The organism is Pseudomonas sp. WS 5079, from assembly GCF_012985465.1.
Taxonomy (GTDB): domain Bacteria; phylum Pseudomonadota; class Gammaproteobacteria; order Pseudomonadales; family Pseudomonadaceae; genus Aquipseudomonas.
On sequence record NZ_JAAQWN010000002.1, the window covers coordinates 655,096 to 665,011 of the forward strand.

Consider the following 9,916-nt stretch of genomic DNA (forward strand, 5'->3'; position numbering starts at 1 on the left):
ACCCCTTTCAATCCCTCAATGCTGCGCACGTCGCGGCAAGGAAACTCTTGTGTCTGAATTAACTCACACGCCCGGGCCATGGTCAGTGGTTGCCGGCTATTACCCCGGAATGCTCGATATTGTTGGCCCGTCGTTCAAAATAACGGTCGTAACAACAGCGATCGACCTTGAATTCAAGGACTTCGTGGCACGAACGAACGATTGCCATCTGATCGCCGCGGCGCCAGATCTTCTGAAAGCACTTGAGCGCATTGCTCGCCCCCATGACTGCGGCTGCGTGCCATGCACCGGTTCCTGCACTTCGCAAGAAGCCCTACAAATCACCATTGATGAAATGCGTGAATTGGCTAAGGCCGCCATCGCCAAAGCCAGGGGGCAATCATGAATCCCGGCTACTACACCAGCATCCCGAACGCCGACTACCACGGCGGCGCGGGTGTCTCGAAATCCCAGCTCGACCTAATCGAGAAAGCGCCGGCCCTGTTCCAGTGGGGTAAGGCAGCGCCCGAGGACGAAGAAAAGAAATCGTCCTTGAATATCGGCGACGCAACCCACGCCTACCTGCTGGAGCCGGAGCGCTACGCAGCTGAATACGCGGTCGGCCCAGAGAACGCACCGCGCAACACCAAGGCCGGCAAGGAAGCGTGGGAACGGTTTGAAGCCGGGTTGGCCGGGCAAAAGATCCTGACACCCGAAGAAGGCCGAAAGATTGCCCTCATGCGGGAAAGCGTCATGGCCCACCCCCACGCCAGATGGATGCTGGAGGCCCCTGGCGACGTCGAAGCCAGCATCTACTGGAACGACCCAGAGCATGAGGTGCTGTGCCGCTGCCGGCCAGACAAGGCCATCCCATCCATGGGCTGGATGGTGGACGTCAAGACCACCGCTGATATCAAGAAGTTTGAAAAGTCCTTCTACGAGTACCGCTACCACGTACAGGACAGCTTCTACAGCGACGGCTACGCGGCGCACTTCGGCGAGGATCTACAGGGATTCATCTTCCTAGTGGTCAGCACCAGCATTGAATGCGGCAAGTACCCCGTCCGGCTGTTCGTCCTCGATGCCGAGGGCAAGGCCGTTGGCCGTGACGCCTACAACCGGAACCTTTCCACTTACGCCGACTGCATGCGCACTGGCGAGTGGTCCGGCATTGAAACCCTCTCTCTGCCCTACTGGGCCAAGGAACGTTCATGAGCAATCAACCTGCACCATTCTCCCAATCCGACCTCGGCAAGACCCAGGGCGGCGAGTCGCGCCAGCTGTCGCCAGTAGCCCAGCTCGGCAACTTCATGGACAAGCTCAAGGGTCAAATGGCCCTGGCCCTGCCGAAGCACCTGACCGCCGACCGCATGACGCGCCTTGCACTTACCGCGTTCAGCACGTCTCAGCAGCTCCAGCGCTGCAATCACCAAAGCATCGCGGCTTCGATCATGACTGCCGCACAGCTCGGCCTTGAGCCAGGCGTAAACGGCGCCGGCTTCCTAATCCCCTACGGCACCACCTGTACCTTTGTCCCTGGCTGGAAAGGGCTTGTTGATCTGGTGGCGCGCAGTGGCCGGGGCACTGTGTATACCGGTGTCATCTTCAAGGACCAGAACTACACGTTCACCGACGGCGCCCGCCGCGATCTGGTAATTCACAACGAGACGGACCTTGATGAGGCGAGCGATATCACCCATGCATTCGCCATCGGCTGGGTGCAGGGCGCCAGCATGCCGATCATCGAACTGTGGACGGTGGGCAAGATCACCAAGCACCGCGACAAATACAACAAGGTCGGCAAGAAGCACTACAGCTTCCGCGATTGGGAAATGTACTGCCGCAAGATCCCGCTATTGCAGGTGTTGAAGTACATGCCCTGCTCCGTTGAGGTCTCCAACGCAATCGCCGTCAGCAACGCTGCCGAGCAGGGCCGTGGAGCAACGATTGAGAACGGGATCGTCATCGACATGGACGATCAACCGACGCACACGCCGGCGCCAGTGCAAGAGGCCGCCGCGGTTGAACACGTCGACCCCGACACAGGCGAAATCATCCCGAATGACCTGCAGGACTACGGTTCAGCCAGGGAGTAACAGCCCATGACAGCCCAATCCATCCTCGACATTTACGACAGTGTCGAGGAGTTCGCTTCCATCCTGGTCGCCGCTGAGCTGCACGCCAGCGGGGAATGGGAACTGGAATTCGTCGAGAACATGCGCGCCAGCTTCAAGCGGTACGGCGCGCATACCAACCTGAGCCCGCTTCAACAACAACACCTTGAGCGAATCGCCAAGCACTGAGGGAACCACATGAAGACTGAACACCGCGACATTATCGAACGCGCCAAGCTGGCGGGCTTTGAACCATCCATGCTCGCGCACGAACTGCTGGTGCATGACCTGGTGAACATGGTCCTGTTTGAGGTGAAGAACATCCACTCCCCGTGGTCCAAGCTGAATGAAGGCTGCCAGCAGGAAGTGATTGACCGCGCCGTCAAGAGCGCTACCGAGGCGGCTCACACCGCGATCAACATCATCAGTTCGCGCAATGTTGACGTCGTTGAAGTGAAGGTGATCGACGCCAAGTTCAAGGAAAAGGCGATTACCATCACCGCGAACATTGACGTGAACGACCCAAACGGCGGTGCCCTGGCCAAGGTTCCCGGGAAGATGTGTCTGCTGGTGGTGGCGCCGACCGACTACGACGAAGGCCTCGACTTCATCCAACCAGACCGCGACCAGAAGGATTTGCCGCTGCACGTCAGCGACCTGACCGGCAACCTGTTCCAGGGCGGCACCGGGCCAGATGAGCCGGACGGTGAGCACCCGCTGGGCAACGCTGACGAACTGGCCGAGCGTACCGGTGGTGCTGACAACGCAGGTGCCGACCTGGACAAAGAGTTCGGCGAGTTCACCTACGACGACGCCAAGCAACTGATCGTGCTCAAGTCCAACAGCAAAGCGTTCAAGGGCCACTGGGTCCAGAGTCGCCTGGCCATCGACAGCGACAAGACAGCCACCCTGCTGCTGCGCCTGCTCGATGACAAGGTGCTTGAGATCGAAACCGAGGGTGAATCGGCGTTTGACCACAGCTTCAAGGTCATCGCCACCCTGGACGAAGTCGTCTAGCCCAACCCCGCAACACCACCAGGCGCCTACGGGCGCCTTTCTCTTGTCCAAAGGAAACCGCCGCATGATGCTCAAGCGAATTTTTAAGCACTTCCATTTTTGCTGCGGCCTCGGCGGCGGCGCCAAAGGGTTCAACAACGCCAAGCCCGTGGTGGGCAACATGCAAGCCGAATGGCAATGCATCGGCGGCATCGACGTTGACCCGGCCGGGCTGCGCGACTTCCAGCGTCTGTCTGGTGTGCCTGGCACGCTGCTGGACCTGTTCACCCTCGGCATGTACACCGCCTTCCATGGCAAGCAGCCACCTCCTGGATGGGTTGAAGCTGGCCCTGACGACGTGCGCAAGGCTGCTGGCTATCAGCGCCCCGACGCTGTGTTTATCTCCAGCCCCTGCAAAGGCGCCTCGGGCTTGCTGTCCGAAACCATGAGCCTGACCCCGAAGTACCAGGCCCTCAACGAACTGACGCTGCGCTGCGTGTGGCTGATGTGTGAAGCCTGGAAGGATGACCCGGTATCGTTGATCGTTTTCGAGAACGTACCGCGCCTGGCCACCCGTGGCCGGCACCTGCTGGACCAAATTAACAAGCTGTTGAACCACTACGGTTATGCAGTTGCAGAAACCACGCACGACTGCGGCGTAATCGGCGGCCTGGCCCAAAGCCGCAAGCGCTTCTTGCTGGTGGCCAGGCACATAGAAAAGGTGCCGCCCTTCCTGTATGAGCCAGAGAAAAAGACGCTCAAGTCTGTGGGTTCGATCCTGGGCCGCATGCCAATGGCTGGTGATGTTGCCGCCGCCGGCCCAATGCACCGGGTACCGGCGCTGCAATGGAAAACGTGGGTTCGCCTCGCCCTGGTCGAGGCTGGCAAGGATTGGCGCTGCCTGAATGATTTAGCGATCGAGGACGGCTACCTGCGCGACTTGGTCATTGTTCCCCAGTTCCGGGATGGCTTCCTTGGCGTTCACGACTGGAGCGAAACCGCCGGTACCGTCGCCGCACGCAGCGGCCCAACCAACGGCAAGTTTTCGGTAGCGGATCCACGGGCCAGGGCCGGCGCCCTGCAATACCAGCAGTACGGCGTTCGGCGCTGGGACGAAACCAGCGGCGCAGTGATCGGCGTCAAGTCGCCCGGGCAAGGGACATTCAGCGTTGCTGACCCCCGCGACCCTGGCATTGGGCACGCGAAGTACAACGTGGCCCAGTGGGACGGCACCTCGCGCACGGTAATTTCTGGCAGCACCACCGGCCAAGGCGCTTTTGCTGTTCAAGACCCACGCCCAGGCATGAAACGCACCAAGGGCGATGCCTACCTAACCGGCGGCCATTACGGCGTTGTGGGTTGGAGCGACCAGTGCGGCGCCGTTTCAGCCAGTGCCCGCCAGGACAATGGGCGTTGGTCCGTCGCTGACCCACGCATGCCGGAAGCCAACGAGCGGCTGACCTGCGTTATTGAAAGCCTCGACGGCACTTGGCACCGGCCATTCACCACGCTTGAGCTGGCAGCGCTGCAAAGCCTGGTTGAGCCGGAGGAATGGTTTGAGCTGGACGGCCTGAGTGATCAGGCATGGCGCGAGCGGATCGGGAACGCAGTTCCACCGGCAGCCGCCGAAGCAATCGCCCATGTGATGGGCACCACCCTGTTGCTGGCCGAGGCCGGCGAAACCTTCATGCTCAACAGCATGCCGATCTGGGTTCAACCCGTGGCGGTAGCATTGAGCGTATCCCAGCAGGTAACCCCATGAACCCCATCGCAATGCGCGCCCTTGAACAGGCGCTGACCCGCGCTGCTGCGCCGATCCCGAAGCCAGCCCCAACGGCCAAGCTACTACCGCCGATCACAGCCAGCGAGCCGTTGCCCGAACTGGTCATCACCGGCCCCATCAACCGCGTCATGGAACTGGAGGGCAAGCGGTACGCCCTTGAGTTTGTGCGGGCCCTGGGCCCTTCCATCCGGCGCGAACCGACACGCACCAAGGCCATAGCTGACCTGACCCGGTACGCCGCGCAGCAACCGGCCAGCGTGGCCAGCGGTATCAAGCAGGTCATTGATATGTTGAAGGTCGACCCATGACCGCCCTACGCCGCACCACCAAGATTCGCGGCGCGCCGATGCGCCCGCTAGACCTACAGACCATCTGCGATCAGTGCGGGCACTCCCGCGCCCACGGCAACCACGACAAATGCAGCAAGGCCCGGCAGGCGGAAATGGCCGAGCTGCGCGCACGGGAGAAGAATCATGAGTGAAGTGAAGCGTTACCACGTAACCGATGCCGGGCTTGTTGAAGGCCAGGCCCTGGGCCGCATCAACGTTGTGCTGGGCCCTGACTATGACAGCGCAGTGCAGTGTTTCCTTACTGCTGCCGAGGGTTGCGTTGCTGCCGAACGCCGCAAGCGAGCCCTGCAAGCCCTGCTGACCGCAGCGGATGAGCGGGTGGATGTGCTGGAGGCAGCGCTCCGCACCATCATGGGTTCGCACCGCTTCAATATGCCTGGAATGAAGGTCGAAGAAATTCATGCAATTTGTTTCGATGCGCTGACCGGTAAAGCCGCACTCAAGCCAGCAGAGGGTGGTGGCAAGCCTTGCGCCTGCCCTGGGTGCGAATCCACAAGGCGTGAAAACTCGCCGTTTTGCGCCGCCCACCGATCTGTAAAAAGCAGGACTCGCGGGCAAGACCCACTCACTGCTGAGCGTCTTGAATTCATGATGCAGCGCGACGGCTACCAGCAATGAAAGCCCAACTTCCCGCCTACTGCTGGTGCCTGCTGGCACGGGCACAACTGATTTGATGAGGTGATTTATGACAGCAATTACTGACCACGACATCGCGTTTGCCCAAGCGGTAGTCGCTCTGGCGCGCCAGCACGGCATGACCGGAATCGACATGGGGTTTCGCCAGAACTTCGACTTGTCGCAGCAGACCGGATGCTATTGCAGCAAGAGTATCACCTGGACAGAAGGTCGCCACGGCGATACTGCGCCAATCAAATTCCGCACTGAGGCGGAAGCATCAGTGCCCGAAAAGGTAGCCAAGCCATGACCACCAACCAAACGATTGACGGCGTGCCGCGCAGGATCTGCCATGCCTGCGTAACCTTCCCCCGAAAGGCGTACTGCCCTGTCTGTGATGACGAGCCATCCGCCCAGCCCCAGGGCGAGCCGGTGGCGTGGCGATCCTGCGCTGCAATCAATGGAAAGCACTACATCACCGAAGATAGCCCGGATCAGCAGCAGGAGCGGATAGATAAGTCGGATCCGGGTGCTTACCTTCTTGCAAGCCAGCCGCTGCACCTTGGTCCGCCCGAGCAGCCCGCGCCGGTAGCGGTGGTGCTGCCTGAGCGCGTTGTGCTGCGAGATATCATCGCCCAGGCCATCGGCGGTGACGCCTACGATTGCACCAGGGTGTGGAGCGCATGGGGTGTCGGCACTATGTCTGATGACGACTTCGTCCCGATAGTTGATCAGGAAGAACGCCTTTACGAAATTGCAGACGCCTGCCTCGAAAAAGTAACGCAGCTGAACGCCAAATCCCGATAGGAGTACATCCGTACTCCACGCTGTAAACTTCCAACCAACACCATGAATCCAGCCGGCAACGGCGTGGCGAGGTATTTCTATGAACACTGCACGAACCGACACCCCACCAGAAACCCACATCGAGTACATCAAGCTGCCAGAGGTCCGGCGAATCTGTGGCCTTAGCACCCCGACTATTTACCGCCTGGCGGTAGCCGGCAAATTCCCCAAGCAGGTCAAGCTGGGGGTGAAGTCTGTAGCCTGGATCAGGGCCGAGGTCGATCAGTGGGCAGCCAGCAAGGCCGCTGCCCGTGGCGATCAGGCGCCAGCAGCGACAGAATCCAAGTAGTCAGCCCACTCCTGCATCATCACCCGCCGTTGCTCCACGTATTCGGCATGGTTGTAAGACCTGCGCACCTGGCTCCCGCTGGCGTGCGATAGCTGTGCCTCGATCCAATCCGCGTTGTATCCCATCTCATTTAAGGCTGTTGAAATCGTCGCGCGTATCCCGTGCCCGGTGAGCCTCCCCTCGTACCCCATGCGTTTCAGTGCTGAGTTGACCGTGTTGTTGCTGATCGGCTGCCGTGGGTCATTGCGACCCGCGATCAGCAGGCGGTAGCCACCGGTCAACTGGTGCACCTTGCGCATTTCCTCCACCGCCTGTCGCGACAGCGGCACCAGATAGGGCGGTACTTCATCCTCCTTTGATTGTCTCCTAACCCTTTTCTTCAGCTGCTTTACCGCGTCGGGCGGGATCGACCACAGTCCGGCATCCAGATCGACCTGTTCAATCGTTGCGTTACGCAGCTCCGTGGTACGCACGCCGGTAAGGAACAGGATGCGGATTGCGCACTTGACGTAGGCGGCTGCCGTGGATTCCTCCAGCGAGCAGAAAAAATCTTTCAGTTCGCCAAGTACCAGCATCGGGTTATGCCGCACGGGCGGCTCTTGCTGGGCCACGATGTCCAGGTCTGAGGCCGGGTTGATGTCCAGATATCCGGACACCATGCCGTAGCGGAAAATCTCGTTCAGCCAGGAACGGCACTTGCGCGCCGAGTTGAGCGCCCCGCGCTTCTCGATGCGGCGCAGCGCGGCCAGTACATCGGAGCGCTTCACGTCGGCTATCGGGATCTTGCCCAGGACCGGGATCAAATCCTTGTCCAGGTAGAACCGGGCCTGAGCCGAACCGCCACTGGTGGACACAACCATGCGCGGCGCCTTGAAGGCGTGCCACTCATTGGCCACAGCCTCAAACGTGTTCATGGCCAGTGCGCTGGCTTGGTGCTTTTCCTCGCGGCGCTTGGCTCGCGGATCAATCCCTTTGGCCACAAGCCCCCTGGCCTGGTCGCGCAGCTCGCGGGCGTCCTTGAGGGATATCTCCGGATAGGTGCCCAGCGACATGCGCGGCTGCTTGCCCAGCCATGAGAACCGGAAGTGCCACGACTTGGTGCCATTGGTGGCGACGAACAGGGATAGGCCGCTGCCGTCCGTGAGGGTGAAGTCTTTGGCAGTCGCCCTGGCCTGGCGTACAGCGGTGTCGGTGAGGGGCATTTAGTACATCGCCTGAGCAATCGAATTTGCATGTGCTGCGCAATGTACTAAAAAAACTGAGAAGGTGTAATAACTAGTGAGAAGTAGCGAGAACAAAAAAGCCGCACAGGCTGGCGGCTTTATTGGCTTTATGAGAAGGCTTGAGCAGGCATGAGAAGTTACCAATATGCCCGAGACAGGAGTCGAACCTGCGACCTTCGCGTTACGAGTGCGCTGCTCTACCAACTGAGCTACACGGGCGGTGGGCTAAAGCTAGCACTGCATTGGGCGCCCGGCAACTTACCGAATGTGCGGCGCAATGACTCCCTGGACCCAGAACCGTGGCTGCAGATGGCTTTTGGCAACGTCAATGTAGTGTTGGCTGCGCTCAGTGGCACCAGGCAAGTCGCGATACACGACAAATACCAGCCACACCACCGCGAGCACTGCCGACGCTTGCCAGGCCCGGTACAACAGCGGCATCGGCGCGACAACCGGCGTGCGCCACGGATGCAAGGCCATCAGCCAACCCACCACCAGCGCCAACCAGAGTTGCGAATAGGGCATCACAATCACCCCATCGACCATGGCCTGCACCGTCGCGCCCAGCAGCGCGGCAAATAGGCACAGGCGCAGCAGGTCTTGCGCGGACCCTGCCGCCCCTTGCCGATGAATGACCACCAACGTGGCCCAGCCGCCGCGCAACGCCAGCAGCGCCACACACAAGGCCGATGGCACGCCCCACTCACTGGCCCATTGCAGGATCGCCTGGTGCGGGTGGGCGGCAATCGGGTTAGGGATATCGGCAAAGTGCATCGGCCCGAAACCCAGCCACGGCCGTTCGCGGATCATGTCCCAGGCTTGCCACCAGATCACTTCACGGCCCGAAAGGCTGGTGGTGAGCCGGTCATTGGAAAGACTGGCAATTTCCAGCCCCAGGTAACGCGCCAGGACCGTGAACAACAACCAGTACAAAAACAGCCCGCCACACAGTGCAGCCAACTGCCAGGTCAACCAGCGGCGCCCCGCAGCCCCCAGGAAAGCCACGACGATTGCAGCCACGCCGATGCCCAGCCAGGTGCCACGGGTGCCGCCACTGATTGCAATCAACCACCAGGCACACAACAGGGCAAATACCAGCCCACGCGCCAACCGCGAGGTGCTCGCGAGCAACAGCGGCAATGCCAGCAAAGGCAAGGTAAATGTCTGGAACTGGCCGTAGAAGCGCTTGTTGGAGAACCCGGAAAGCAGGAGGTCAGTGTCCAGTGTCGGTGCGCCACTGGTAAACGCCAGCACGCCCGCGTACCCGTATTGCACAACCTTGATCAGGCACAGCAGCAACACAAACAGGATCAGCACCTGATCCAGGGTTGGATCGCCATTGCGCCGCAACCGGGCAAAAGCTGCGGCAATCACCCCGCAGGTGATCATCAGCGCCCACTCGGTCAGCGCCCAGAGTGGCTGGTGGGCCAACGACGAAGAGATCAGGCCCAGGCCGAATACCAGCGCCAGGCCGATAGCGGTGGGCTTGTCGACCAGGCGCATGGCGGGAGTCACCAGGCAATAGAGCAACGCACAGACACCCACGCCGACCTGCATGACACGCTGCCAGTCATGGCCACTGAAGGACAGGGTAATACCCAGTAGCAAAAGGCTCAGCGCCAGCACCAGGAACACGCTTCCTCGCTGTTGCACGGATAACGTCATGGGCAACCTTTACTTGGGAGCCCGTCACGCCGGGCTCCTATCACTGATTAAGGCAG

General features: G+C 60.6%; 14 protein-coding genes and 1 tRNA gene. 12 read left to right on the forward strand and 3 right to left on the reverse strand.

The window, feature by feature from the left end; genetic code table 11:
- Positions 1-49: 49 nt before the first annotated feature.
- From HBO05_RS07465 to HBO05_RS07520, 12 genes are all read left to right on the forward strand, one after another.
- On the forward strand, positions 50-385 hold the full coding sequence (locus HBO05_RS07465) for a hypothetical protein (RefSeq protein WP_172312219.1): 336 nt from the start codon (positions 50-52) through the stop codon (positions 383-385).
- Positions 382-1,194, forward strand: a complete 813-nt coding sequence (locus HBO05_RS07470) for a PD-(D/E)XK nuclease-like domain-containing protein (protein WP_172312221.1) — start codon at positions 382-384, stop codon at positions 1,192-1,194. The genes HBO05_RS07465 and HBO05_RS07470 overlap by 4 nt, the downstream gene beginning before the upstream one ends.
- Positions 1,191-2,075, forward strand: a complete 885-nt coding sequence (locus HBO05_RS07475; RefSeq protein WP_172312223.1) for a recombinase RecT — start codon at positions 1,191-1,193, stop codon at positions 2,073-2,075. The genes HBO05_RS07470 and HBO05_RS07475 overlap by 4 nt, the downstream gene beginning before the upstream one ends.
- A gap of 6 nt (positions 2,076-2,081) precedes the next feature.
- Positions 2,082-2,282, forward strand: a complete 201-nt coding sequence (locus tag HBO05_RS07480; protein WP_172312225.1) for a hypothetical protein — start codon at positions 2,082-2,084, stop codon at positions 2,280-2,282.
- A gap of 9 nt (positions 2,283-2,291) precedes the next feature.
- Entirely contained in the window at positions 2,292-3,110 is an 819-nt protein-coding gene (locus HBO05_RS07485; protein WP_172312226.1) for a DNA translocase FtsK, read from the forward strand.
- 64 nt (positions 3,111-3,174) lie between these two features.
- The gene (locus HBO05_RS07490) at positions 3,175-4,851 is read left to right on the forward strand and encodes a DNA cytosine methyltransferase (protein ID WP_172312227.1); all 1,677 of its coding nucleotides are present in this window, start codon (positions 3,175-3,177) and stop codon (positions 4,849-4,851) included.
- Positions 4,848-5,180, forward strand: coding sequence for a hypothetical protein (locus HBO05_RS29230; protein ID WP_262381385.1), 333 nt, complete (start codon positions 4,848-4,850; stop codon positions 5,178-5,180). Before HBO05_RS07490 ends, HBO05_RS29230 begins: the two co-directional genes overlap by 4 nt.
- On the forward strand, positions 5,177-5,353 hold the full coding sequence (locus HBO05_RS07500; protein ID WP_172312229.1) for a hypothetical protein: 177 nt from the start codon (positions 5,177-5,179) through the stop codon (positions 5,351-5,353). Before HBO05_RS29230 ends, HBO05_RS07500 begins: the two co-directional genes overlap by 4 nt.
- A complete protein-coding gene (locus HBO05_RS07505) occupies positions 5,346-5,840 on the forward strand; it encodes a hypothetical protein (RefSeq protein WP_172312231.1) in 495 nt (164 codons plus the stop codon). Before HBO05_RS07500 ends, HBO05_RS07505 begins: the two co-directional genes overlap by 8 nt.
- 67 nt (positions 5,841-5,907) lie before the next feature.
- A complete protein-coding gene (locus HBO05_RS07510) occupies positions 5,908-6,147 on the forward strand; it encodes a hypothetical protein (RefSeq protein ID WP_172312233.1) in 240 nt (79 codons plus the stop codon).
- On the forward strand, positions 6,144-6,644 hold the full coding sequence (locus HBO05_RS07515; protein ID WP_172312235.1) for a hypothetical protein: 501 nt from the start codon (positions 6,144-6,146) through the stop codon (positions 6,642-6,644). The genes HBO05_RS07510 and HBO05_RS07515 overlap by 4 nt, the downstream gene beginning before the upstream one ends.
- A 79-nt stretch (positions 6,645-6,723) precedes the next feature.
- The gene (locus tag HBO05_RS07520; protein ID WP_172312237.1) at positions 6,724-6,972 is read left to right on the forward strand and encodes an AlpA family transcriptional regulator; all 249 of its coding nucleotides are present in this window, start codon (positions 6,724-6,726) and stop codon (positions 6,970-6,972) included.
- Here the strand turns inward: HBO05_RS07520 and HBO05_RS07525 are convergent.
- The 3 genes from HBO05_RS07525 to HBO05_RS07535 all read right to left on the reverse strand — a co-directional run bounded on the left by HBO05_RS07525 (position 6,942) and on the right by HBO05_RS07535 (position 9,860).
- Positions 6,942-8,174, reverse strand: a complete 1,233-nt coding sequence (locus HBO05_RS07525) for an integrase arm-type DNA-binding domain-containing protein (RefSeq protein WP_172312239.1) — start codon at positions 8,172-8,174, stop codon at positions 6,942-6,944. The two genes, HBO05_RS07520 and HBO05_RS07525, sit on opposite strands and share 31 nt — an antisense overlap.
- Positions 8,175-8,341: 167 nt before the next feature.
- A tRNA-Thr gene (locus HBO05_RS07530) sits at positions 8,342-8,414 on the reverse strand.
- Between the two features lie 39 nt (positions 8,415-8,453).
- Positions 8,454-9,860, reverse strand: a complete 1,407-nt coding sequence (locus HBO05_RS07535; RefSeq protein WP_172312241.1) for an O-antigen ligase family protein — start codon at positions 9,858-9,860, stop codon at positions 8,454-8,456.
- Positions 9,861-9,916: the final 56 nt, after the last annotated feature.